Genomic DNA, 22,686 nt, shown 5'->3' with positions numbered 1-22,686 from the left:
CGTCTCACAACCCACGATTTTGGACATAAAGCGCGAAAGTGTGAATATCACCCACCTTCGAGGGCACTCCGTTCCCTGACCTCCCACAGAACGGAGCCGCTGATGATCATCAAGAAGATGCACGAGATGGGCGTCCGCAGCGAGCACGCCTACATGGCCGCCATGGCATCCATCGGCCTCAGTGTGGCCGCGTGGGTGGGTTCCCTGAAGATCGAACCCGGCACCAACGTCGCCCGTGCCGACCGCTGGGGCATCTTCGTCGGCGAGTGGGCGCCCACGTTCTTCGGTCTCGGACTCGCCCTGTCCCACTACGAACAGCAGGACGGCACGCTCACCGCCGACGTCCACGAGTTCCGCCAGACGCAGAAGGCCGGCTGAACGGCCCGCTCCGGCGAGCGCCCGGCGCCGTTCCCGCGCACCCTGGTGCCATGGCGTCCGTGAAACCCGTCGTGGTCTACCCGCCCGCCACGGACGGTGGCCGGCGGGTACGCGTGGACGACCAGTTCCTCGGCATCGCCTACGGGCTGCTGGACGTCGCCGAGTTCCTGCGACGGGCGGGGATCGAGGACGCGGACGAGGCGTACGTGGCGGCGTCGGGCCTGATCGAGTGGCGCGGCGGCGGGCCCGGCACCTGGGGTACGGGGCCCGGGTGAAGCCGGCGCTTCCCCCGAACGGCCCAGCGGCGTGACCCCTGAGCGGGTCCGGCAGTTGAGTCGGGCATGAAGAAGCGCAGCATGCTCGCCATCGCCTCCCTGGCCACCGGCTTCGTCGTCGCCGCGGTCACTCCGTCGCACGCCATCGGGGAGCAGCTCCCCTCCATCAACGTGGACGAGACCCTCAAGACGCTCGACCAGGCCGTCGGCAAGGACGGCCTCTCCGTGGCCGGTAAGGATGGCGTCCAGAAGAAGAAGGGCGTCCAGAAGAAGGGCACCCAGAAGAAGAAGGGCTGACGAGCCGCTCCGGCCCCCGGCCCACGGCGCCGGCGCTCCCCGACCGAGGGGGGGCGCCGGCGCCGTCGTCATGCGCCCTCAACTGCGGCTGGTTTCCGTGGCAGGGTGGAGCGGGCAAGCCTCAGGGGGCCAACAGAAGAGGGGGACCTGTGACCGTCGTCTGGATCAACGGCGCGTTCGGTGCGGGGAAGACCACCACCGCACAGGAACTGATCGAACTGATCCCGAACAGCGCGCTCTTCGACCCCGAGGTCATCGGCGGAGCGCTCCGGTATCTGCTACCGCCCAAACACCTCGCCGAGGTCGGCGACTTCCAGGACCTGCCGATCTGGCGACGGCTCGTGATCGACACGGCGGCCGCGATGCTCGCCGAGCTCGGCGGGACCCTGGTCGTTCCCATGACCCTGCTGCGCCAGGAGTACCGCGACGAGATCTTCGGCGGCCTGGCCGCCCGCAGGATTCCGGTCAGGCACATCCTGCTCGCTCCGGCCGAAACGATACTGCGGGAGCGGATAGCGGGTCGCGAGGTTCCGCCGGACCTGCCCGACGGCGAGATGCGAATACGCCAGTGGTCCTTCGACCACATCGAGCCGTACCGCGCCGCCCTCGCCTCCTGGCTCACCACCGACGCCCACCCGGTCGACACCAGCGACCTCACGCCCCACGAGACCGCCGCCCGGATCGCCGAGGCGGTCAACAGCGGCTCCGCGCCCGTCTGCGACATCGTGCAGACGCCCGAGCCCACCGCCGAGACACTCGCCGCCGGAGTGCTCCTCTTCGACGAACAGGACCGGGTGCTGCTCGTCGACCCCACCTACAAGGCCGGCTGGGAGTTCCCCGGCGGGGTCGTCGAACCCGGCGAGGCGCCCGCGCGCGCCGGTGTCCGGGAGGTCGCCGAGGAGACCGGCATCCACCTCGACGAGGTACCGAGCCTCCTCGTCGTCGACTGGGAACGCCCCTCACCCCCCGGGTTCGGCGGACTGCGGCTCCTCTTCGACGGCGGCCTCCTCGACTCCGCGGAGGCCGGAAGGCTGCTGCTGCCCGGGCCGGAGCTGCGCGACTGCCGCTTCGTCACCGAGGAGGAGGCCGCCGACCTGCTGCCACCGGTGCGCTACGAGCGGCTGCGCTGGGCCCTGCGGGCCCGGGAGCGCGGAGCGGCGTTCTATCTGGAAGCCGGGGTGCCGGTCGGCTGACGCCGAGTTCTCCGTCCGTGCCCTTTACCCGGCGCGGGGGATTCCGAGGGAAAAGCAAAAGGAAACGTCCACGCAGCCACTGCCAATCGCTGCCCAAGGAATCTCCCGCACTCCCTCACGCGGCGGGTAATCACATTCCCCGTGCTCGTCAACACTTTTCCATGAGCGCAAACAATCCCTTTTCCGGCCCCTGCTCGGCTTGACCGGACTCGCACGTCATTGCGAAAGTCCGCAGAGTCTCACGGCGGCACTTCCGACCGCCACTCAATTTCCTTGCCTCAGGGGCAGATCCGGGATGTCCGTACGATGACCACGCAACACCAGCCGGTCGACGCCGGCGGCGGCACCGCGCTGCTGACCGAGCCGCCGACGCAGGACCCCCGCCCCGCCGACACGGTCGTCGCCGGCCGTTCACCGGCCCGTATGGCCTGGAAGCGGATCAGGCGGGACAAGGTCACCATGGCCGCCCTGGTGGCCACCCTCCTGTTCATCGCGATCGCACTGCTCGCGCCGGTCCTCACCGCCCTGACCAGCTGGGGACCGATCACCCCCGACAACAAGGCGATCAACCCCGACACGGGCAACTTCCCCTACGGATCGCTGGGCGGCATCAGCGCCCAGCACCTCCTCGGTGTCGAACCGGGCACCGGCTACGACCTGTTCGCCCGCATCGTCTACGGCCTGCGCACCTCCCTCTACGTGGGGTTCGCCTCGGCCGTGCTGTCCACCGCGGTCGGTGTCGTGGCGGGGCTCGCGGCCGGCTACTTCGGCGGCTGGGTCGACTCCCTGCTGTCCCGGGTCATGGACGTCATGCTGGCCTTCCCGCAGCTGCTGTTCATCATCGCGCTCACCCCGGTGATCCAGAACGCCCTGCAGACCAACACCCACGGCGGAACCGACGAGAACCTCCGCCTCCTCGTCCTGGTCCTCAACATCGCCGTCTTCGCCTGGGCGTACACCGCCCGTCTGGTGCGCGGGCAGGTACTGTCCCTGCGCGAGCGGGAGTTCGTCGACGCCGCGCGGCTGATGAGCGCCGGGCGGCGGCACATCCTCTTCCGGCAGCTGCTGCCCAACCTGTGGGCGCCGATCCTGATCTCCTTCGCCCTCGCCGTCCCGCAGAACATCACCACCGAGGCGGCCCTGTCGTACCTGGGCGTCGGCGTCATCCCGCCCAACCCCGACTGGGGAGCGCTGCTGTCGGACGCCTCCCAGTTCTTCCTCCAGGACCCGATGTACCTCTTCGTACCCGGTGTCCTGCTCCTCCTGCTGGTCCTGGCGCTCAATCTCCTCGGGGACGGCGTCCGGGACGCCCTGGACCCCCGCGCCCGGCGCGGCTGACAAGCCACCACCCCCCGAGTGTCGGCCCGGCGGTCCCACGAACGGCCGCCGAGCCCGTAGCAAGAACGGAGTTTCCTCAATGACGCGCAGCACGCGCAGATCGCGCACGGTCGCTCTCACGGCGTCCGCCGTGATGATCGCCCTGGGGGCCACCGCATGCGGAGGTTCCTCCGGCAACAGCGCCGGCGGCGCTCCCGGAAAGGGCGGCACCCTGACCGTCCTGAACAAGGCGGACTTCGACCACCTCGACCCCCAGCGCGTCTACACGACCGAGGGTTCGAGCATGGACCAGGAAATCGTCCGGGACCTGACGGGCTGGGACGAGACGGGCTCGAAGCCGAAGCTCGTCGGCGACCTGGCCACCGACACCGGGACACCCTCCAAGGGCGCCACGGTCTGGACCTTCCACCTGCGGCACGGCATCAAGTACCAGGACGGCACCGAGGTCACCGCACCCGACGTCAAGTACGGCGTCGAGCGGTTCTTCTCCTCCGACATCAACGGCGGCCCGCCCTACGCGGCCCAGTGGCTCGTCGGCGGCGCCGACTACAAGGGCCCGTACCAGGGCAAGCAGCTCGACTCCATCCAGACGCCGGACAAGTACACGATCGTCTTCCATCTGAACCAGCCGGTGGCCGACTTCAACGAGACCACCACGATGACCGGCTGGGCGGCCGTGCCCAAGGCCCATGACACCGGCTCGACCTACGACACCAAGGTCTGGTCCGACGGTCCGTACATGATCAAGTCCTACACCAAGAACAAGGAACTCGTCCTCACCAAGAACACGCACTGGTCCCAGGCGACCGACCCGATCCGGCAGCAGAACGTCGACGAGATGGACGTCAAGTTCGGCCAGGACGAGTCGGCCATCGACCAGCAGATCAAGTCCGACGCCGGCACCGCCCAGACCTCGATCCAGCAGTGGCCCATCGCCGGTTCCGACCTGGCCCAGCTCGCCGGCGACCCGTCCCTGAAGAGCCGTTACTACAAGATCCCCGCGCCCGGCATCAACTACCTGGCCATCAACACCACCCGCGTCAAGGACCTCAAGGTCCGCCAGGCGATCGAGTACGCCATCGACAAGACGACGGTCCGCGGCGCCTTCGGCGGCTCCGCGTACGGCGACTACGCCACCACCATGCTGAGCCCCGGCATCGGCGGCTACAAGAAGTTCAACCTGTACAGCGCCAACCCTGCGGGCAACCTGACCAAGGCCAAGGCCCTGATGAAGCAGGCGGGCGACCCGAAGCCCACCATGTCGATCGCCGTGGAGAACACGCCCACCCAGGAGCACTTCGCCGACGCGGTGAAGACCGCGCTGGAGCACATCGGCATCCACGTCAACATCTCCCCGATCGACGCGGCGAACTACTTCAGCACCGTCAACAACACGAAGAACCAGTACGACCTGACCTGGGGCGACTGGATCGCCGACTGGCCGAACGCCTCCACGGTGCTGCCCACCCTCTTCGACGGCCGGCTGATCAAGAAGAACCCGCAGGCCAACCAGGACCTGTCGTACCTGAACGACCCCAAGGTCAACGCGCTGATCGACAAGGCCGCCAAGATGACCGACGTCCAGCAGCGCAACGCCGCCTACGGCCAGATGGACGAGCAGATCCTCAAGGACGCCGCCGTGGTCCCGCTGACGTACATGAACTTCAGCGACATGTCCGGCTCGAAGGTCGGCGGTGTCATCCCCGACACGATCCTGGCCGAGCCGAGCCTGGTCCACGTCTACGTCAAGCACTGACGGACCCCACTCCTTCGAACCCCGCCGGCGGCCCCGGCCGCCGGCGGGCACCCCACTCACGTCAGGTCCCGGCACCCCATGTTTCGTTACCTCATCAGACGCCTGCTGGCAGCGGCCGTGATCATGCTGGTGATCACCACGATCACCTTCTTCATCTTCTTCGCGCTGCCGTCCGACCCTGCCCTCCTGGCCTGCGGAAAGACCTGCTCCCCCTCCCGGCTCGCGGAGATCAAGCACTCGCTGGGCCTGGACCGGAGCTACCTGACGCAGTACTGGGAGTTCTTCAAGGGCCTGTTCATCGGCCGTGACTTCGGCGACCAGAGCGTCCGCATCCACTGCGGAGCGCCCTGCCTCGGCGTCTCCTTCCAGACCGACACCCCCGTACTGACCACGCTCCTGCAGGACTTCCCGGCGGACCTCTCCCTCGGTGTCGGCGCCGCGGTGGCGTTCCTGGTCCTGGGTGTCGGCCTCGGTACGGTGGCCGCGGTCCGCAGGGGCAGGGCAGCCGACAAGGCGGCGGTCGGACTGGCCCTGTTCGGCGTCTCGGTGCAGATCTACTTCATCGGCCTGCTCCTGCTGTACCTCTTCGTCGACAAGTTCCAGATCCTGCCGGCCTCCGGCTACACGCCGATCACCGAGGACCCGGCCGGCTGGTTCAAGGGGCTGGTCCTGCCGTGGATCACCCTGGTCATCGTCTACCTCGCGATGTACACCCGGCTCACCCGCTCCTCCATGCTGGAGGTCTTCGCCGAGGACTACATGCGCACCGCCCGCGCCAAGGGCCTGCCGGCCGCCACCGTCGTCCTCAAGCACGGGCTGCGGGCCGCCATCACCCCGATCATCACCATCTTCGGCATGGACGTCGGCTCCCTGATCGGCGGCTCCGCGGTCATCACCGAGTCCGTGTTCGGCATCAACGGCATCGGCAAGCTCGCGGTCGACTCCGTCCAGAACTCCGACCTGCCCGTCATCCTCGGCACCACACTCTTCGCCGCGACGTTCGTCGTCCTCGCCAACGTGGTCGTCGACCTGGTGTACGGCCTCGTCGACCCGCGCGTGCGCCTCGCCTGAGCCCCTCTTTCGTCCTTAGGAACACCCGTGTCCGTTCAGACCTCACCGCAGCCCGCGGACGTCACGCCCGCACCCGCGCCCTTCCTCGACGTACGCGACCTGAGGGTGCACTTCCCGACCGAGGACGGCCTCGTCAAGTCCGTCGACGGCGTCTCCTTCACCCTGGAGAAGGGCAGCACCCTCGGCATCGTCGGCGAGTCCGGCTCCGGCAAGTCGGTGACCTCCCTGGCCCTGCTCGGACTGCACAAGGGCACCCGCGCCCGGGTCAGCGGCGAGATCTGGCTGGAGGGCAGGGAACTCGTCGCGCTGCCCGAGGCCGACATGCGCGCACTGCGCGGCCGCACGGTCTCCATGATCTTCCAGGACCCGCTCTCCGCGCTGCACCCCTTCTTCACCGTCGGCTCCCAGATCGCCGAGGCCTACCGCGTCCACCACAAGGTCACCAAGAAGGAGGCCAGGGACCGCGCGGTGGAGATGCTGAAGCGGGTCGGCATCCCGCAGCCCGAACGCCGGGTCAGGGACTACCCGCACCAGTTCTCCGGCGGCATGCGCCAGCGCGCCATGATCGCCATGTCCCTGGTCTGCGACCCCGCCCTCCTCATCGCCGACGAGCCCACCACCGCCCTGGACGTCACCGTCCAGGCGCAGATCCTCGACCTGATCCGCGACCTCCAGGAGGAGTTCGGCTCGGCCGTCGTCATCATCACGCACGACCTCGGCGTGGTCTCCGACATCGCGGATGACATCCTCGTGATGTACGGCGGCCGCCGGATCGAGTACGGCACCACCCGCGAGGTCCTCAAGCAGCCCCAGCACCCCTACACCTGGGGCCTGTTGCAGTCGATGCCGCACCTCACCGGCGACGTCGGCGAACGGCTGAACCCCATCCCCGGCACCCCGCCGAGCCTGATCAACCTGCCGGACGGCTGCTCCTTCCACCCGCGCTGCGCCTACAAGGGCTGGGCCCCCGAGGGGCGTTGCACCGTGGAGCGACCCGAACTGCGCCTCGTCTCCGGCACCCGAGGGCACCTCGCCGCGTGCCATCTGACCGACGAAGCCAAGCAGGAGATCCGCGGCGGAACCGGCCCGGACGACCGCGGCGCCGCAGCCGCACGGGCCGCGCAGTGACGGCGGCGGACGAAAGGGAGCAAGCCGTGAGCACCACCCAGCCCCTCACCGGGCCGACCAGCGACCACCCCACCGGCGAGAACCTCCTCGAAGTACGCGGTCTCCAGAAGCACTTCCCCCTCCGGCAGGGCATCATCTTCCAGCGGCAGATCGGAGCCGTACGAGCCGTCGACGGCATCGACTTCTCCGTCGGACCGGCCGAGTCGCTGGGCCTGGTCGGCGAGTCCGGCTGCGGCAAGTCCACCACCGGCCGCCTGATCACCCGGCTGCTCGAACCCACCGGCGGCTCCGTCGTGTTCGACGGCGAGGACATCACCCACCGGCCTCCCGGACGGATGGTCCAGGCCCGCCGCAACCTCCAGATGATCTTCCAGGACCCGTACTCCTCGCTGAACCCCCGGCACACCGTCGGCACCATCATCGAGACGCCGATGCGGCTCAACGGCATCAACCCGCCCCAGGGCCACAAGCGGCGCGCCCAGGAACTCCTGGAGACAGTGGGCCTCAACCCCGAGCACTACAACCGCTACCCGAACGAGTTCTCCGGCGGCCAGCGCCAGCGCATCGGCATCGCCCGCGCCCTCGCCTTGCGGCCCAAGCTGATCGTGGCCGACGAACCCGTTTCCGCGCTGGACGTCTCCATCCAGGCGCAGGTCGTCAACCTGCTCCAGGACCTCCAGCGGGAGTTCGGCATCGCCTTCGTCTTCATCGCCCACGACCTCGCCGTCGTACGGCACTTCTCCGAACGCGTCGCCGTGATGTACCTCGGCAAGATCGTCGAGGTGGCCGACCGGGAGTCCCTCTACACCAAGCCACGGCACCCCTACACGCACGCGCTGCTGTCCGCCGTGCCCGAGGCCGACCCGGACGCCACCGAGCGGCGCGAGCGCATCCGGCTGGCCGGCGACGTTCCCTCACCGATCGACCCGCCCTCCGGCTGCCGTTTCCGCACCCGCTGCTGGAAGGCCCAGGACAAGTGCGCCACCGAGGAACCGCGACTGGTCAGCGTCGAGGGCAGCCCCGCGGGCCATCTGACCGCCTGCCACTTCCCCGAGGAGCCGACGGTCGCGGCGCGCGAGGAGGACATCGTCCTCGATCCGGCGCTCAGCTAGGCGCGGCTACCCCGCGCCGCGTTCCTCAGCGCCCGGGCCGCCTGCTCCAGCGCCGGATCCCCGTGACCGAAGCAGGCCACGTCCGCGTCGAGCTCCGCCAGTCGCCCGCAGGCGGCGAGGACCTGGCCGCGATCGAGGTTGAAGACGCCGGGGATCACCGAGCCGTCCACGGGTGACGCCGCGACCGTGTCACCCGTGAACAGCACGCCGTGCTCCGGGAGATGGAGCGCGATGCTGCCGTGCGTGTGCCGCGGCACGTGGACGACGTGCGCCCCGCCGCCCCAGTCCAGGACCTCGCCCCCGGCCAGCTCCGTGACCTGCGCCGGCCGCACGAGGTCACCCTCGGGCCGGAACTTCGCAGCCTGCTCGTACAGCGGCCGCTCCCAGTCCTCGAACACCGGCTCCGGGCCCGGCACTTCACCCCGTACGACGGGCGCGTCCAGCCGGTGCGCCAGCACCTCGGCACCGCTGAGCGCGGCGAACTCGGCCGCCCCGCCCGCGTGGTCCCAGTGGAAGTGGGTGAGCACGATCCGCCGTACGTCCCGCGGATCCCGGCCGAGCGCGGTCACCGCCTCGGCGATCGGGGCACCGGAGCCGGGGGGACCGGCGTCGATCAGGGTCAGCTCGGCGTGTTCGGCGTGGTCGGCCCCGTCGCGCCACACATAGGCCTGGCCGACCGGGAAGCGCAGTAAGTGGAGGCGGGGGAGGAGCTCGATGACGTCCATGGGACGACCGTAGGCAAGGCCCCCGTCCGCGGACGAGGGCCTTGGCCGAGGGCAGAGCGGTCAGCTCGCCGCGTAGTTGCGCAGGAACAGCGCCTCCGCCACCGACAGCCGCTCCAGCTCCTCGGGGGACACGCTCTCGTTCACGGCGTGGATCTGGGCCTCCGGCTCGCTCAGCCCGATGAGCAGGATCTCCGCCTGCGGATAGAGCGCGGCGAGCGTGTTGCACAGCGGGATGGAGCCGCCCTGGCCGGCGTACTGCATCTCCTGCCCGGGGTACGCCACCGCCATCGCGTCCGCCATGGCCTGGTACGCCGGGCTGGTGGTGTCGGCGCGGAAGGCCTGGCCCTGGCCGATCTGCTCGGTGCTCACCCGCGCACCCCACGGCGTGTGCGCCTCCAGGTGCGCCTGGAGCAGCTTCGTCGCCTCGGCCGCGTCCACCCCCGGCGGGACCCGCAGGCTGATCAGCGCCCGGGCGCTCGCCTGCACCGACGGGGTGGCACCGACGACGGGCGGGCAGTCGATGCCGAGGACCGTCACGGCCGGGCGCGCCCAGATGCGGTCGGCGACCGTCCCGGAGCCGATCAGCCCGACACCGTCCAGCACCTTGGCGTCCTGCCGGAACCGCTCCTCGTCGTACTGGAGCCCCTCCCAGGCCGAGTCGCCGGTGAGTCCGTCGACGGTCGTGGAACCGTCCTCGGCGCGCAGCGAGTCCAGGACCCGGATCAGGGCGGCCAGCGCGTCGGGTGCGGCACCGCCGAACTGGCCCGAGTGCAGGTTGCCGGCGAGCGTGTCGATCCGCACGCGGACGAGAGTCATACCGCGCAGGGTGGACGTGACGGTCGGCAGCCCGACCCGGAAGTTGCCCGCGTCGCCGATGACGATCGTGTCGGCCTCCAGCAGGTCCGGGTGCGCCTCCGCGTACCGCTCCAGGCCGCCCGTGCCCTGCTCCTCCGAGCCCTCGGCGATCACCTTCACGTGGACCGGCACGCCGCCGTTCGCCTTCAGTGCGCGCAGCGCCAGCAGGTGCATGACGACACCGCCCTTGCAGTCGGCGGCCCCGCGCCCGTACCAGCGCCCGTCCCGCTCGGTCAGTTCGAACGGCGGGGTCGTCCAGCCGGCCTCGTCCAGCGGCGGCTGCACGTCGTAGTGGGCGTACAGCAGGACGGTCTTCGCGCCCTCGGGGCCGGGCAGGTAGCCGTAGACCGACTGCGTGCCGTCGGGGGTGTCGAGCAGGGCCACGTCCTGGAAACCCTCGGCGGCGAGCGCGTCCGCGACCCAGCGGGCGGCGCCCTCGCTCTCGCTCCTCGGGAACTGGTCGAAGTCCGCCACCGACCGGAAGGCCACCAGTTCGGTGAGCTCCTCCTTCGCCCTGGGCATCAGCGAGGCGACGGTCTCGGCGACCGGATTCGACGACATGGGCACGCTCCTTGTGGGTGCGACGTTGTAGCAGTGAGTGCCGTCGATCCTCCCACAGCGGCCTGCGGCCAGGTCCGCCGTAGGATGCGGGAGACAGCAGGGGCAGGCGGCTTGATCGGGAGCAGTAGACCATCGTGAGCAGCGAGAACTCTTCGGCGGACGACGTGCGACAGGTGTGGGACGTCGTCGTGGTGGGCGCGGGACCCGCGGGCGCTTCGGCCGCGTACGCGGCGGCGGTCGCCGGCAGACGCGTGCTGTTGCTGGAGAAGGCGGAGCTGCCGCGGTACAAGACGTGCGGCGGCGGCATCATCGGCCCCTCGCGCGACGCCCTCCCGCCCGGCTTCGAGCTGCCGCTCAGGGACCGGGTGCACGCGGTGACGTTCTCGAACAACGGCCGTTTCACGCGCACCCGCCGGTCCAAGCAGATGCTGTTCGGGCTGATCAACCGGCCCGAGTTCGACCAGCAGCTCGTCGAGCACGCGCAGAAGGCGGGCGCCGAGCTGCGTACGGGGGTCACGGTCCAGCGGGTCGAGCAGCACGGCTCGGCGGTGCCCGACCGGCGCACGGTCGCCGTGCTCCTCCAGGGCGGCGAGGTCCTGCTCGCGCGAGCCGTGGTCGGCGCGGACGGCAGCGCCAGCCGCATAGGGGCGCATGTCGGGGTCAAGGTCGACCAGGTGGACCTCGGCCTGGAGGTGGAGATCCCGGTGCCGGAGACCGTCGCCGAGGACTGGAAGGGGCGGGTGCTCCTCGACTGGGGCCCCATGCCCGGTAGTTACGGCTGGGTCTTCCCCAAGGGCGACACCCTGACGGTCGGGGTGATCTCGGCGCGGGGCGAAGGCGCCGCGACGAAGCGGTACTTGGAGGAGTTCGTCGGACGGCTTGGCCTCGCCGGCTTCGAACCGAGCATCTCCTCCGGGCACCTGACCCGCTGCCGGGCCGACGACTCGCCGCTCTCGCGCGGGCGGGTGCTGGTGTGCGGCGACGCGGCAGGGCTGCTGGAGCCGTGGACCCGCGAGGGCATCTCCTTCGCGCTGCGGTCGGGGCGGCTCGCGGGGGAGTGGGCGGTGCGGATCGCCGAGGCGCACGACGCCGTGGACACGCGCCGGCAGGCCCTCAACTACGCGTTCGCGGTCAAGGCCGGGCTCGGCGTGGAGATGAGCGTCGGCAAGCGGCTGCTGACCGTGTTCGAGCGCCGCCCCGGGCTGTTCCACGCGGCGCTGACGAGCTTCCGCCCGGCCTGGAGGGCGTTCAAGGAGATCACGCAGGGCGCGACGTCGCTGGGCGAGATCGTCCGCACGTACCCGGTGGCCCAGCGGGCCCTGGCCGCGCTGGACCGCCGTCCGGCCGCGCCGGGTGACGAGGTCAGCCCTTCACAGTGACCTCGAAGACCGGGTGGTCGGGGGCGATGCGGCGCAGCTGGTCGTCGGGGGAGTCGGGGCCGACGCCGTTGAAGAAGACCCCGACCTCCGCCTTCCAGCGTTTGAGGTAGGCGCGCAGGATCGGGGTCTTGCCGTCGTCGGCCACCTCGGTCGCGGTGAAGGTGTCCACGTGCTTGCCGAGGTGCAGCTCGCCGCCGCCCGCCGCGCGCATGTTGTGCGTCCACTGGACGTGGCCGCGGGGTGCGACCAGGTACTGGCGGCCGTCCAGGGTCAGCACGTTGACCGGGGTGGTGCGCCACTGGCCGCTCTTGCGGCCGCGGACGGCGAGGACACGGGAGCCCCAGACGCTGATGCCGCGGCGCGTCAGCCAGGCGACGAGCCGGTTGAAGACGTTGATCGTGAACCAGCCGGGCTTGCGGACGTGCGTGGACATGGGTCCCCCTGTTGGGTCTGGAGCGACGGGGGAGCGGTGCTCTTGTTTGTGAGCACTGCTCTCGCTCGGTGGTGCCAGTCTGCCCCAGGCCGGTGCCCCAGATCAAGAGCACTGCTCTCTTTTGTGTGCGCCGCTCTTGTTTGTGTGCACTGCTCTGCTTTCATGGCACACTTCCCCGCATGAGCACCGCACACGGCGCCCGTGCCCGGGCCAGGATCGAAGTCACCGCGGCCATCAAGGACGAGGCCCGCAGACAGCTCGCGGCCGAGGGCGCCGCCCGGCTCTCGCTGCGGGCCGTCGCCCGCGAGCTCGGCATGGTCTCCTCCGCGCTCTACCGCTACTTCCCCAGCCGTGACGACCTGCTGACCGCTCTCATCATCGACGCCTACGACTCCCTCGGCGAGAGCGCCGAGGCCGCCCACGAGGCGGCCGCCGGCTCCGGCCCCCTGCAACGCTGGATCGCGGTGTGCGAGGCGGTGCGGCGCTGGGCGCTCGGCCATCCGCACGAGTACGCCCTCATCTACGGGTCGCCCGTCCCGGGTTACACCGCCCCCGACACCACCGTCCCGGCCGCCGCCCGCGTCGGTCTCCTGTTCATCGGCATCGTGCGCGACGCGTACCGTGGCCTCGGCCTGGCCCGGCCCTCGCTCCCGGCGGACCTGCGCCCGGAGGCCGAGCGGATGGCCGCCGACCTCGCGCCGGATCTCCCGCCGGAGGTGGTGACGGTGCTCGTCGCGGCCTGGGCCCAGCTGTACGGGCTGGTCGGGTTCGAGCTGTTCGGGCAGTTCAACCGGGTGGTGGAGGACCGGGAGGCGTTCTTCCGGCACGCGGCGGGGCAACTCGCCCATGGGGTGGGGCTGGTGTATCCGCAGAAGCGGTGACCGGGACTCTCAGGCCACCGGGACCGGCGGCCCGGGCAGCAGCGCCGCATCCTGGCGCAGGACCCGGGCGTGCAGGGCTCGCAGGCCGGGCCCCGGGTCCGCGCCCATCGCGTCGGCGAGCCGCCGCCGTGCCTCCTCGTACACGGTGAGCGCGTCCGCCGGCCGGCCGGTTCGGCACAGGGCGAGCATCAGCAGTTCGGCGAGGCGTTCGCGCAGCGGGTGGGCCGCGACGAGCCGGACGAGTTCGTGGACGTACTCGAAGGAGCGGCCCAGTTCGATCTCGCCCTCCAGTCGCGCTTCGAGGACGGTGAGCCGCTTCTCCGTCCAGCGCAGCCGTTCCGCGGTGAGGTACGGCGCCTGCAGGCCCTCGGCGAAGTCGCCGCGCCACAGTTCCTCGGCGCGGTGGGCCAGCCCGACCGCACGCCGCACCTCGCCGGCCTGCCGTGCCGCGAGCGCCTCGTCCACCAGCAGCCGGCGCTCCGCCAGATCGTCGGCCCGGACGCCGGTCAGCCGGTAACCGGAGCCGGTCCAGGACAGCTCAGGTCCGTCCCCGAGCGCGCGGCGCAGCCCGGAGACGTACTTCTGTACGAGGTTGCGCACATGCACCGGCGGCGCGCCGCCCCACACGGCCTCGACCAGACCGTCGTACGACAGGGGGCGGCCCTCCTGGAGCAGCAGGACGGCGAACACCGCCCGCTGCTTGGGCGGGCCGAGCGGGATCTGGGCGCCGTCGCGCAACGCGCGCAGCGGTCCGAGCAGTTCGATGCGCACGGCGTGCGAGGTCCCGGACGTCTGCTCAGCCATGCGCCGAGCGTATCCCGAGCCCCGCGTTCCAGTGGATCTTCCAGTGGGCCTTCCAGCGGCCGGGCCGACGGTGTTCGCACCCACCGAAGTCCCCGCGGCTTCCCCGGACTCGCTGCGAAAGGCCACCTCATGCTCACCCGGCTCGGTCGTCGGTCCGCGCGGTACAGCCGTGCCGTGCTGCTCGGCTTCCTCCTGCTCTTCCTCGGCCTCGGCGGCTACGGCGCCGGCGCCCAGGACGACCTCGACCTGTCCCGCTGGAGCTCCCCCGGCACGGAGTCGGTGCGTGCCGCCGACGAACTGCGCGACGGCTTCCGCACCGGCAACCCCAACCTCGCCCTCCTGGTCACGGCGCGCGACGGTGACGTGGACAGCCCGCGCACCCAGCGGGCGGCGAGGCAACTCACCGACGAGGTCGAGCGGTTGCCCCTCGTCACGGACGTCACCGCCTACTGGGACGCCGACAGCCCCGCCCTGCGCGGCCAGGACGGCCGACTGGCCCTGATCCTCGTCCACCTGGAGGGCACCGCCACCGAGACCCGCGAGGAACTCGCTTCCCTCTCACCCCGGTTGACCCGCACCACCGCCGACATCGAGGTCCGCGTGGGCGGCCAGGAGGAGATCTCCCGGCAGGTCGGCCTGCAGGCCCGCGCCGACTTCCTGCGCGCGGAGGCGTTCGCGCTCCCCGTTGTACTGCTCCTGCTGATCCTCGTCTACCGGCGCACCGTCGCCGCCCTGCTGACCGTGGCGGTCGGGCTGTTCTCGGTCGTCGGCACGCTCGCCGGGCTGCGGGTGATCGCGCAGTTCACCGAGGTGTCGACGTTCGCCGCCAACCTCGCGCTGGTGCTCGGACTGGGGCTGGGCATCGACTACAGCCTGTTCATGATCAACCGGTACCGCGAGGAGCGGGCCGCCGGGCACGACCGGCGGGCAGCCGTGCCCCGTGCCACCGCCGCCGCGGGACGCACGGTCCTCTTCAGCGGCGTCACCGTCGCGGTGTCGCTGTGCGCGCTGCTGGTGTTCCCGTTCTTCTTCCTCAGTTCGTTCGCCTACGCGGGCGTGCTCGTGGTGGTGACGGCGGTCGCCGGCGCGGTGCTGTTCCTGCCCGCCGCCCTCGCCCGCTGGGGGCACCGGGTGGAGCGTGCCGCCGCGCCCGGCTCCGGCTTCTGGCACCGTGCCGCGCTCACCGCCATGCGCCGCCCCTTCCTCGCCGGCGCCGGGGTGCTGATCGTCCTGCTCGTGACCGCCTCGCCCCTGCTCGGACTGCGGTTCGGCCTGCCCGACGAACGCACGCTGCCCGAGGGCACCTCCTCGCGCACCACCTCGGAGATCGTGCACCGGGAGTTCGCCGCCGAACCCACGGACACCGTCCAGGTCGTCCTCGGCGCACCCGCGGCCGAACCGGCCGGCACGCGCGCGTACGCCGCCGAACTCTCCCGCCTGCCCGGCGTGTTCCAGGTCGACGCGCCCGAAGGGGCCTACCAGGACGGCCGGCGCACCGGCCCGTCCGGCCAGGACCGGCTGACGGCGTCCGACGGACGGGTGCGCCTGGCCGTCATACCCACCCAGGAGGCCTTGTCCGGCGATGTGCCCGCGTTCGTCGAACGCGTCCGGCGGACACCGGCACCGGCGCCCGTCCTGGTCGGCGGCTATCCCGGCGAGACCACCGACTTCCGCTCCACGCTCCTGGACCGGCTCCCGTTCGCCGTGGGGATCGTGCTGGTGGCTACGTACGTGATTCTCTTCCTGATGACGAACAGCGTGCTGCTGCCGGCGAAGGCGACCGTGCTGAACCTGCTCAGCCTGTCGGTGATGTTCGGCTGCCTGGTGTGGGTCTTTCAGGACGGGCACCTGTCCGGACCGCTCGGCTTCACCGCCACCGGGTCGATCGAGCCGAGCATCCCGGTGCTGATGTTCTGCGTGGCCTACGGACTGTCGATGGACTACGAGGTGTTCCTGCTGGCCCGCATCAAGGAGGAGCACGACCGCACCGGCGACACCCGGCGCGCCGTCGGCGAGGGCATCCGGCGCAGCGCCCCGTTGATCACGGCCGCCGCAGGGATCCTGGCGCTGTCCTTCCTGTCGTACGCCACCGGAGGGGTCGTCTTCCTCAAGGAACTCGGCATCGGCACGGCCCTGACGATCCTCGTCGACGCCACCCTGATCCGGGTCGTGCTGCTGCCGGTGACCATGCGGCTGGCCGGGCGGGCGAACTGGTGGGCGCCGCGGCGGCTGCGCCGGCTGCGGATCAGGGAGGGCGAGGCCGCCCCGGCGGACGACGTACTTCCCCGGGAGTACGCGTGATCACCACGCGTGGGTGACGCCGTCGCGGGCCGGCGGCGTCTAGCGTGGCCGGTATGGACGAGCAGCGGGTGCGGGGCGGTCCGCCGCAGTGGTGGCGGCACGGACCTCCCTGGTGGGACCGGTGGGGCGAGGGGGAGCGTGCGCCCCGGTGGCCCTGGCGGTCCACCGTCGTCGTCACGGTCTTCGTGCTGCTCGGCTCGAACTTCGCCGCTCACGGCCAGGAGGGCGAGCGGGCGGCCCTGGACCCCTTCGCGCGCGTGCTGCTGCTGGTGGCCGGGGCGCTGCTGTTGTGGCGCAAGCGGTATCCGGTGGCCGTGGTCTTCGGCACCGCGGGTGCCGTCATGGTCTACCTGGGGGCCGGGTATCCGTACGGGCCGGTGCTCCTCACCGTCGCGCTGGCGTGCTTCAGCGCGATCGTCGCCGGGCATCGCCGGGCGGCGTGGGCGGCGATGGGAACGCTCTGGGCGGGGCACGTCCTGGTGGCGCACTGGCTCTACCAGTGGCTGCCGCCGTCGGGGGACTCCGCCGCCTCCTGGGGCGAGGAGCTGGTGGTCGCCACCTGGGTGGTGGCGATCGCGGCGGTGTCGGAGCTGTTCCGGGTCCGGCGCGAGCAGTGGGCCCGGGAGCGGGCCGAGCGCGCCCAGGCCGCGCGGCGGCGGGCCGACGAGGAGCGGCTGCGGATCGCGCGGGAACTGCACGACGTGCTCGCCCACAGCATTTCCGTGATCAACGTGCAGGCGGGTGTCGGCCTCGCGCTCCTCGACTCCGATCCCGAGCAGGCCCGTACCGCGCTCACCACGATCAAGGCCCAGAGCAAGGAAGCGCTCGGCGAGGTGCGCCAGGTGCTCGACACGCTGCGCGCGCCCGGTGACGCGCCGCGCGCGCCCGCGCCCGGGCTGGACCGGCTGCCCGAGCTGGTGGAGCAGGCGGCGAGCGCGGGCCTCACGGTGGAGGTCGAGGGGGAGCCGCCCCGGCTCGCTCCCGGCACGGACCTCGCCGCCTTCCGGATCGTCCAGGAGGCTCTGACCAACGTCGTGCGGCACTCGGGTTCGCGGCACGCGCGCGTGCACCTCGCGCACGACGCGGACGCGCTGCGGCTGCGGGTCGACGACGACGGGCCCGCGACCGGCGCCGACGCGGGCGGCAGCGGCAACGGGCTGGCCGGGATGCGGGAGCGGGCCGCCGTGCTGGGTGGCACCATCGAGGCGGGACCCCGTCCGGACGGCGGTTTCCGGGTGCTCGCCGTACTGCCCCTGACGGCTTCCGCCGGGACCTGAACCGCACGTGAACGGAACCAGAGAAGTGCCGAAGGAGGACCGGTGATCCGCGTACTGCTCGCCGACGATCAGTCACTGGTCCGGGCCGGGTTCCGGGCGCTGCTCGACGCGCAGCCCGACATCGAGGTGGCCGCGGAGGCCGCCGACGGGGAGGAGGCCGTGCGCGGGATCCGCGAACTGCGGCCCGACGTCGTCCTGATGGACATCCGCATGCCCGTGCTCGACGGCCTGGCCGCGACCCGGCGGGTCACCGGGGACCCGGACCTGAAGGACGTCAAGGTGGTCATGCTCACCACCTTCGAGCTCGACGAGTACGTCTTCGAGGCGATCCGCTCGGGCGCCTCCGGCTTCCTGGTCAAGGACACCGAGCCGGACGAACTCCTGCGCGCCGTACGGGCGGTGGTCGCGGGCGACGCGCTGCTCTCGCCGGGGGTGACGCGCCGCCTGATCGCCGAGTTCGCGGCCCGCTCCAAGGAACCCGCGGCGGCCGGCGCGCTGGCCGGGCTCACCGAGCGGGAGCGGGAGGTGATGGCCCTGGTCGGCATCGGACTGTCCAACGAGGAGATCGCCCGCCGCCTGGTCGTCAGCCCGCTCACCGCGAAGACCCACGTCAGCCGCACGATGGTGAAACTGGGCGCCCGCGACCGGGCCCAACTGGTGGTGCTCGCCTACGAGTCCGGGCTGGTGCGGCCGGGCTGGCTGGGCTGACCCGCCGAGCCGAACCGGACCAGCACACTGACGACCCGGGCGACGAAGAGGACGGGCGTGAGCACCAGCCCGGCGCGCAGCAGCAGACGCTCCGGTGTGTCCGGGAGGTCGAAGAGCAGCGCGGGACCGGCCACGGCCCCGAAGACGACCGCCGCGGCGAAGGCCGCACTGCACAGCGCGTACCCGATCTCGACGGTGATCGCGTCCCGTTCGGCCTGCGTACGCCGTCCCCCGTGACTGGTCATACGGCGAGTCAAACAGGAGGGCGTCCGGTGGGCAAGCGTCCCGCCGGGTGCTGCCGCCGACTACCGGGCGACGTCGGCGACGCCGTCCGCGGGTTTGTCGAGGACGTACGCCGTGTAGCCAGTGACGCGTCCGATGGCCCGGTGAGCCCGGATGACGGCGATGACCTCGTCCCAGTCCTGTGCGTCGAGTGTTCTCAGGCCGGGCCACCGCACGCACAGGGCCTGTCGGCCGGCCCGGGTGGACGCGGCGCCGACGAACAGGGCGCAGAGCTGGGCTGCCCGGTGGAGCACGGGAGTGGTCCAGTCGAGGATCCGGCGCGTGGTGAAGCCGGCGGCGGACGCCATCAGCGGGTACCGCTCGTACGGTTCGATGTCGTCGAAGCGCCAGATCCCGCGTACGAGGCCGGTCGCGTCGAGAGTCCCGATCGGCTGGTCCGTACGGGACGTGACATCCACGAGGACGAGTCGGCCTCCTGGGCGGAGCAGCCGGAAGCTTTCGCTCAGGAATGACCTACGGCCCTCATGACCGAAGTGGAAGGCGGCCTCCAGGCAGTGCACTCGGTCGAAGGAACCATCCGTCAGCGGCATCTGCGCTGCCTGCCGCGGCAGAGCCGCGGCGTCGGCGACGGCGAAGCGCGCGCCGGAACAGCCGCCGAAGCGGTGACGTGCCTGGTCGACCTGCGCGGGCTGGATGTCCACCCCCAGCGCCCGGCATCCCGCGGCGCCCAACCGCGCAGTGGTGTCACCGCGGCCGCATCCGGCATCCAGGACGAGCTGTCCGGGCCTGGCGTCCAGCAACGCCAGCGACCGGCGAGCCAGTCGGCGCTGAAAGGGCACCGGTCCGGTCAGGACCACGAGCGGCAGGCTGGGCAGCGTGAAGTAGCCGATGTCGACCAGGCTGTCCCAGCCGAGGTGCCGCAACACCCGGAAGAGCACACTGTCGTCGTTGTACGCACTCGCGAGGTCCCCGCTGTCACCCATCCCGCATCCTCCGCTTTCCGAGGGTTCTCACACTGGGCCCACTGCCCGTGTCACCGGCCCGACCTGCGCCTACACTGACCCCGTAAGGGATGTTTGTGACGTACCGGAACCGTCGTGCGCTGCCAGCGGATGCTCGTACCGGCCCTCGCCCTGGTCCTCTTGATGGTGCCCGCGATCTCAGCCCGGGCACAGGGTGAGGAAGTACCGCGCGGCCCCACCTTCGCCGCACGCGCTCTGCAGGCGCTGATCGACGGTATCCAGTTCGGGGTGATCATTGCGATCACCTCGGTCGGGCTCTCGCTGATCTTCGGCACCATCCACCTGATCAACTTCGCGCACGGTGAGTTCGTGACGATCGGCGCCACCTTCGCGTTCTTCCTCAACGTCTCCGCGGCCGGTCCGGGCTGGCATCTGATTCCCGCCGCCCTCGCCGCGGTGGTCTTCGGCGCCCTGCTGGGCGGGGCGGTCGAGCGCGGCATCTGGCGCCCGCTGCGGGCCAGGGGCACCGGGCTGATCAACATGTTCATCGTCACCATCGGGCTCTCGCTGGTGCTGCGCCACGTCATACTCGTGCTGTACGGAACGCGGCCCGCCTCGTACGCCCAGTACGACATCCAGAGCACGATCGGCCTCGGGCCGGCCGGCATCACCCCACGGGACCTCACCGTCACCCTGCTCTCCGTACTGGTGCTGCTCGGCATCGCCGCGCTCCTGCAGAAGACGCGGATCGGCACGGCCGTGCGGGCCGTCTCCGCCAACCGTGACCTCGCGGAGGCGTCGGGCATCGACGTGCAGCGGGTGGTGCTGTTCGTGTGGATGCTCGGCGGCGGGCTGGCCGCGCTCGGCGGGGTCTTCTTCGGCCTGGTCGAGATCATCACCTGGGACATGGGCTTCAAGCTCCTGCTGCTCATGTTCGCGGGGATCGTCCTGGGCGGCCTCGGCTCCGCCTACGGTGCGATGGTCGGCAGCCTCGTCATCGGCGTCGTCGCCCAGATGTCCACCCTGTGGTTCCCGGTCGACCTGCAGTACGCCTGGGCGCTGCTCGTCCTCATCCTCGTCCTCCTCGTCCGGCCGCAGGGCATCCTCGGCCGGGCCGAACGCGTCGGGTGAGGGGTGCGCCATGGACTTCTCGGCCATCGTCTCCGACGCCCTGCGCTCGGGCATCGGCCCCATCGCCGCCGTCTACGCGCTCGCCGCGATGGGGCTGAACCTGCACTTCGGTTACACGGGGCTGCTGAACTTCGGCCAGGTCGGTTTCATGCTGGTCGGCGGTTACGGGCTCGCCATCACCGTGTCGACGTACGACGGCCCGATGTGGCTCGGCGTCCTGGGCGGAATCGCCTGCGCGATCGTGCTGGCCCTGCTCCTCGGCCTGCCCACCTTGCGGCTGCGCGCCGACTACCTCGCGATCACCACGATCGCGGCGGGGGAGACGCTACGGCTGTTCTACCGCTCCAGCTGGGCCGAGCCGGTCACGGGCGGGGTGTTCGGGCTGCAGAGGTTCGCGAACGACTTCTACGAGCTGAGCCCCATCGAGCCCGGTACCTACGGCGTGTGGCTCGTGCGGTTCAGCTCCCGCGACCTCTGGGTGATGATCGTGGGCTGGGCGCTGGTGCTCGTGGTCGGAAGTCTGCTGGCCCTGCTGATCCACAGCCCCTGGGGCCGGGTCATCCGGTCGGTCCGTGAGGACGAGCTCGCCGCACGCAGCCTCGGCAAGAACGTCTACGCGTACAAGATGCAGAGCCTCGTGCTCGGCGGCGTCATCGGGGCGGTCGCGGGCATGACGCAGGCGATCCAGGTGCAGTCCGTGAACCCGGACAACTACGATCCGGGTGTCACGTTCTTCCTGTACACGCTGCTCGTCCTCGGAGGTGCCGGGCGGATCCTCGGGCCGGTCGTCGGCTCGATCCTGTTCTGGTTCGTCCTCAGCTTCCTCGACAGCGCGCTCCGCCAGGCCATCGACGCCGAGTACATCTCGCCGGACCTCATCAGCACGTCGGAGGTCGGCGCGGTGCGCTTCGCCCTGGTCGGGGTCGCCCTGATCCTGCTGGTCGCGTTCCGGCCGCAGGGCATCCTCGGCAGCCGGAAGGAGATGCTGCTCAGTGGCCGCTGACCCTGTCGTGTCCCACCCGGGCCGGCTCTCCGCGCTCGATCCCGAGCCGGGGGTGCGCAAGCCCGACCCCCTGCTGGTCATGGACCAGGTGACCCGCACCTTCGGCGGCCTCGTCGCCGTGCGGGTCGAGCACCTGGAGGTGCAGCGCGGGGCCATCACGGCGCTCATCGGGCCGAACGGCGCCGGCAAGACCACTCTGTTCAACGTGGTGAGCGGGTTCGACCGGGCCGACGGCGGCCGGTGGTCGTTCGACGGAAAGCCGCTCACCGGCGCCCCGGCGCACCGGGTGGCGCGGCGCGGAATGGTCCGTACGTTCCAGCTCTCCAGGGCGCTCGCCCGGCTCACGGTGCTGGAGAACCTGCTGCTCGCCGCGCCCGGGCAACGCGGCGAGCGGGCGCTGCCCGCGCTGCTGCGACCGCTGTGGCGCGGGCAGGAGCAGGAGTTCGAGCGCCGGGCCGACGAACTGCTGGACCGGTTCCGGCTCGGGCCCCTGCGCGACGACCACGCCGGCACGCTCTCCGGGGGGCAGCGCAAACTGCTGGAACTGGCCCGCGCGCTGATGACCCGGCCGGTCATGCTCCTGCTCGACGAGCCCATGGCCGGGGTGAACCCCGCGCTGACCCAGTCGCTGCTCGGACACATCAGGCAGCTGCGCGACGAGGGGCTCACGGTGTGCTTCGTCGAGCACGACATGGACGTGGTGATGGGCATCAGCGACTGGGTGGCAGTCATGGCCGACGGCCGCCTGGTGGCCGAGGGCCCACCGCACACGATCGGCCGGAACGCCGCCGTCGTGGACGCCTACCTGGGCAAGCGGCACGACGATCCGGAGGCGACCGACGAGAAGGGCGACGAGAAGGGCGAGGAGGAGTAGC

At 71.1% G+C, this 22,686-nt stretch carries 23 protein-coding genes; 17 read left to right on the top strand and 6 right to left on the bottom strand.

All coding sequences use genetic code 11. From position 1 onward, the window contains the following. Positions 1–102: 102 nt before the first annotated feature. From QF034_RS04225 to QF034_RS04185, 9 genes are all read left to right on the top strand, one after another. Complete coding sequence (locus QF034_RS04225) at positions 103–378, top strand: hypothetical protein (RefSeq protein WP_086560370.1); 276 nt, start codon at positions 103–105, stop codon at positions 376–378. Positions 379–428: 50 nt separating this feature from the next. After that, a complete protein-coding gene (locus QF034_RS04220) occupies positions 429–653 on the top strand; it encodes a hypothetical protein (protein ID WP_307173633.1) in 225 nt (74 codons plus the stop codon). Positions 654–719: 66 nt separating this feature from the next. Then, entirely contained in the window at positions 720–950 is a 231-nt protein-coding gene (locus QF034_RS04215) for a hypothetical protein (protein WP_307173632.1), read from the top strand. 149 nt (positions 951–1,099) lie between these two features. Then, entirely contained in the window at positions 1,100–2,143 is a 1,044-nt protein-coding gene (locus QF034_RS04210; protein ID WP_307173631.1) for an NUDIX hydrolase, read from the top strand. A gap of 306 nt (positions 2,144–2,449) precedes the next feature. Further along, the gene (locus QF034_RS04205; RefSeq protein WP_307173630.1) at positions 2,450–3,481 is read left to right on the top strand and encodes an ABC transporter permease; all 1,032 of its coding nucleotides are present in this window, start codon (positions 2,450–2,452) and stop codon (positions 3,479–3,481) included. 79 nt (positions 3,482–3,560) lie between these two features. Further along, on the top strand, positions 3,561–5,237 hold the full coding sequence (locus tag QF034_RS04200) for an ABC transporter substrate-binding protein (protein WP_307173629.1): 1,677 nt from the start codon (positions 3,561–3,563) through the stop codon (positions 5,235–5,237). A gap of 78 nt (positions 5,238–5,315) precedes the next feature. Beyond that, positions 5,316–6,308 (top strand): ABC transporter permease, encoded by a 993-nt coding sequence (locus QF034_RS04195; protein WP_307173628.1) that lies wholly within the window; start codon positions 5,316–5,318, stop codon positions 6,306–6,308. 27 nt (positions 6,309–6,335) lie between these two features. Further along, complete coding sequence (locus QF034_RS04190) at positions 6,336–7,436, top strand: ABC transporter ATP-binding protein (RefSeq protein ID WP_307173627.1); 1,101 nt, start codon at positions 6,336–6,338, stop codon at positions 7,434–7,436. A 26-nt stretch (positions 7,437–7,462) separates the two neighbouring features. After that, positions 7,463–8,548, top strand: a complete 1,086-nt coding sequence (locus tag QF034_RS04185) for an ABC transporter ATP-binding protein (protein WP_307173626.1) — start codon at positions 7,463–7,465, stop codon at positions 8,546–8,548. Here QF034_RS04185 and QF034_RS04180 read toward each other — a convergent pair. Both QF034_RS04180 and QF034_RS04175 read right to left on the bottom strand, forming a co-directional pair. Further along, positions 8,545–9,273 carry an MBL fold metallo-hydrolase gene (locus QF034_RS04180; RefSeq protein ID WP_307173625.1) on the bottom strand — a complete coding sequence of 243 codons (729 nt, stop codon included), beginning with the start codon at positions 9,271–9,273 and terminating at the stop codon, positions 8,545–8,547. The two genes, QF034_RS04185 and QF034_RS04180, sit on opposite strands and share 4 nt — an antisense overlap. Positions 9,274–9,333: 60 nt before the next feature. Continuing rightward, positions 9,334–10,689: a dipeptidase gene (locus tag QF034_RS04175; RefSeq protein ID WP_307173624.1), complete on the bottom strand. Its 1,356-nt coding sequence runs from the start codon at positions 10,687–10,689 to the stop codon at positions 9,334–9,336. Positions 10,690–10,823: 134 nt separating this feature from the next. On the opposite strand from QF034_RS04175, the gene QF034_RS04170 reads away from it, so the two are divergent. Next, positions 10,824–12,068: a geranylgeranyl reductase family protein gene (locus QF034_RS04170; RefSeq protein ID WP_307173623.1), complete on the top strand. Its 1,245-nt coding sequence runs from the start codon at positions 10,824–10,826 to the stop codon at positions 12,066–12,068. On the opposite strand, the gene QF034_RS04165 is transcribed toward QF034_RS04170, so the two are convergent. Beyond that, positions 12,052–12,501, bottom strand: a complete 450-nt coding sequence (locus tag QF034_RS04165) for a nitroreductase family deazaflavin-dependent oxidoreductase (protein WP_307173622.1) — start codon at positions 12,499–12,501, stop codon at positions 12,052–12,054. The genes QF034_RS04170 and QF034_RS04165 overlap by 17 nt on opposite strands. A gap of 179 nt (positions 12,502–12,680) precedes the next feature. Here QF034_RS04165 and QF034_RS04160 point away from each other — a divergent pair, with 179 nt between their 5' ends. Then, a complete protein-coding gene (locus QF034_RS04160; protein ID WP_307173621.1) occupies positions 12,681–13,382 on the top strand; it encodes a TetR/AcrR family transcriptional regulator in 702 nt (233 codons plus the stop codon). Positions 13,383–13,391: 9 nt separating this feature from the next. On the opposite strand, the gene QF034_RS04155 is transcribed toward QF034_RS04160, so the two are convergent. Then, positions 13,392–14,186, bottom strand: a complete 795-nt coding sequence (locus QF034_RS04155; RefSeq protein WP_307173620.1) for an AfsR/SARP family transcriptional regulator — start codon at positions 14,184–14,186, stop codon at positions 13,392–13,394. A 129-nt stretch (positions 14,187–14,315) separates the two neighbouring features. Between QF034_RS04155 and QF034_RS04150 the strand changes: the two genes are divergently transcribed. The 3 genes from QF034_RS04150 to QF034_RS04140 are packed head-to-tail and all read left to right on the top strand — an operon-like array spanning position 14,316 to position 18,472. Continuing rightward, positions 14,316–16,487 (top strand): MMPL family transporter, encoded by a 2,172-nt coding sequence (locus QF034_RS04150; protein ID WP_307173619.1) that lies wholly within the window; start codon positions 14,316–14,318, stop codon positions 16,485–16,487. A 53-nt stretch (positions 16,488–16,540) separates the two neighbouring features. Then, positions 16,541–17,764, top strand: coding sequence for a sensor histidine kinase (locus tag QF034_RS04145; RefSeq protein WP_307173618.1), 1,224 nt, complete (start codon positions 16,541–16,543; stop codon positions 17,762–17,764). Between the two features lie 42 nt (positions 17,765–17,806). Further along, on the top strand, positions 17,807–18,472 hold the full coding sequence (locus QF034_RS04140; RefSeq protein ID WP_307173617.1) for a response regulator transcription factor: 666 nt from the start codon (positions 17,807–17,809) through the stop codon (positions 18,470–18,472). Here QF034_RS04140 and QF034_RS04135 read toward each other — a convergent pair. Both QF034_RS04135 and QF034_RS04130 read right to left on the bottom strand, forming a co-directional pair. Beyond that, positions 18,433–18,717 carry a DUF6332 family protein gene (locus QF034_RS04135; protein WP_307173616.1) on the bottom strand — a complete coding sequence of 95 codons (285 nt, stop codon included), beginning with the start codon at positions 18,715–18,717 and terminating at the stop codon, positions 18,433–18,435. The genes QF034_RS04140 and QF034_RS04135 overlap by 40 nt on opposite strands. Positions 18,718–18,777: 60 nt before the next feature. Then, positions 18,778–19,698 (bottom strand): class I SAM-dependent methyltransferase, encoded by a 921-nt coding sequence (locus QF034_RS04130; protein WP_307173615.1) that lies wholly within the window; start codon positions 19,696–19,698, stop codon positions 18,778–18,780. A gap of 129 nt (positions 19,699–19,827) precedes the next feature. Here QF034_RS04130 and QF034_RS04125 point away from each other — a divergent pair, with 129 nt between their 5' ends. Genes QF034_RS04125 through QF034_RS04115 form a run of 3 tightly spaced genes read left to right on the top strand, consistent with a single transcriptional unit; the run spans position 19,828 to position 22,685 of the window. Next, positions 19,828–20,808: a branched-chain amino acid ABC transporter permease gene (locus QF034_RS04125; protein ID WP_307173614.1), complete on the top strand. Its 981-nt coding sequence runs from the start codon at positions 19,828–19,830 to the stop codon at positions 20,806–20,808. Between the two features lie 10 nt (positions 20,809–20,818). Next, complete coding sequence (locus QF034_RS04120; RefSeq protein ID WP_307173613.1) at positions 20,819–21,811, top strand: branched-chain amino acid ABC transporter permease; 993 nt, start codon at positions 20,819–20,821, stop codon at positions 21,809–21,811. Next, positions 21,801–22,685 carry an ABC transporter ATP-binding protein gene (locus QF034_RS04115; RefSeq protein WP_307173612.1) on the top strand — a complete coding sequence of 295 codons (885 nt, stop codon included), beginning with the start codon at positions 21,801–21,803 and terminating at the stop codon, positions 22,683–22,685. Before QF034_RS04120 ends, QF034_RS04115 begins: the two co-directional genes overlap by 11 nt. Position 22,686: the final 1 nt, after the last annotated feature.

The organism is Streptomyces africanus (assembly GCF_030816955.1).
Lineage (GTDB): Bacteria > Actinomycetota > Actinomycetes > Streptomycetales > Streptomycetaceae > Streptomyces > Streptomyces africanus.
Note: the sequence above shows the minus strand (reverse complement) of the source record. Positions and strands in the feature narration are given on the sequence as shown.

What these genes read in the sequence shown, in the direction of transcription:
- QF034_RS04225 (WP_086560370.1), top strand. Translation starts at nt 103, where the DNA reads ATGATCATCAAGAAGATGCACGAGATGGGCGTCCGCAGCGAGCACGCC.
- QF034_RS04220 (WP_307173633.1), top strand. Translation starts at nt 429, where the DNA reads ATGGCGTCCGTGAAACCCGTCGTGGTCTACCCGCCCGCCACGGACGGT.
- QF034_RS04215 (WP_307173632.1), top strand. Translation starts at nt 720, where the DNA reads ATGAAGAAGCGCAGCATGCTCGCCATCGCCTCCCTGGCCACCGGCTTC.
- QF034_RS04205 (WP_307173630.1), top strand. Translation starts at nt 2,450, where the DNA reads ATGACCACGCAACACCAGCCGGTCGACGCCGGCGGCGGCACCGCGCTG.
- QF034_RS04200 (WP_307173629.1), top strand. Translation starts at nt 3,561, where the DNA reads ATGACGCGCAGCACGCGCAGATCGCGCACGGTCGCTCTCACGGCGTCC.
- QF034_RS04195 (WP_307173628.1), top strand. Translation starts at nt 5,316, where the DNA reads ATGTTTCGTTACCTCATCAGACGCCTGCTGGCAGCGGCCGTGATCATG.
- QF034_RS04180 (WP_307173625.1), bottom strand. Translation starts at nt 9,273, where the DNA reads ATGGACGTCATCGAGCTCCTCCCCCGCCTCCACTTACTGCGCTTCCCG.
- QF034_RS04175 (WP_307173624.1), bottom strand. Translation starts at nt 10,689, where the DNA reads ATGTCGTCGAATCCGGTCGCCGAGACCGTCGCCTCGCTGATGCCCAGG.
- QF034_RS04165 (WP_307173622.1), bottom strand. Translation starts at nt 12,501, where the DNA reads ATGTCCACGCACGTCCGCAAGCCCGGCTGGTTCACGATCAACGTCTTC.
- QF034_RS04160 (WP_307173621.1), top strand. Translation starts at nt 12,681, where the DNA reads ATGAGCACCGCACACGGCGCCCGTGCCCGGGCCAGGATCGAAGTCACC.
- QF034_RS04155 (WP_307173620.1), bottom strand. Translation starts at nt 14,186, where the DNA reads ATGGCTGAGCAGACGTCCGGGACCTCGCACGCCGTGCGCATCGAACTG.
- QF034_RS04150 (WP_307173619.1), top strand. Translation starts at nt 14,316, where the DNA reads ATGCTCACCCGGCTCGGTCGTCGGTCCGCGCGGTACAGCCGTGCCGTG.
- QF034_RS04145 (WP_307173618.1), top strand. Translation starts at nt 16,541, where the DNA reads ATGGACGAGCAGCGGGTGCGGGGCGGTCCGCCGCAGTGGTGGCGGCAC.
- QF034_RS04135 (WP_307173616.1), bottom strand. Translation starts at nt 18,717, where the DNA reads ATGACCAGTCACGGGGGACGGCGTACGCAGGCCGAACGGGACGCGATC.
- QF034_RS04130 (WP_307173615.1), bottom strand. Translation starts at nt 19,698, where the DNA reads ATGGGTGACAGCGGGGACCTCGCGAGTGCGTACAACGACGACAGTGTG.
- QF034_RS04125 (WP_307173614.1), top strand. Translation starts at nt 19,828, where the DNA reads ATGCTCGTACCGGCCCTCGCCCTGGTCCTCTTGATGGTGCCCGCGATC.
- QF034_RS04120 (WP_307173613.1), top strand. Translation starts at nt 20,819, where the DNA reads ATGGACTTCTCGGCCATCGTCTCCGACGCCCTGCGCTCGGGCATCGGC.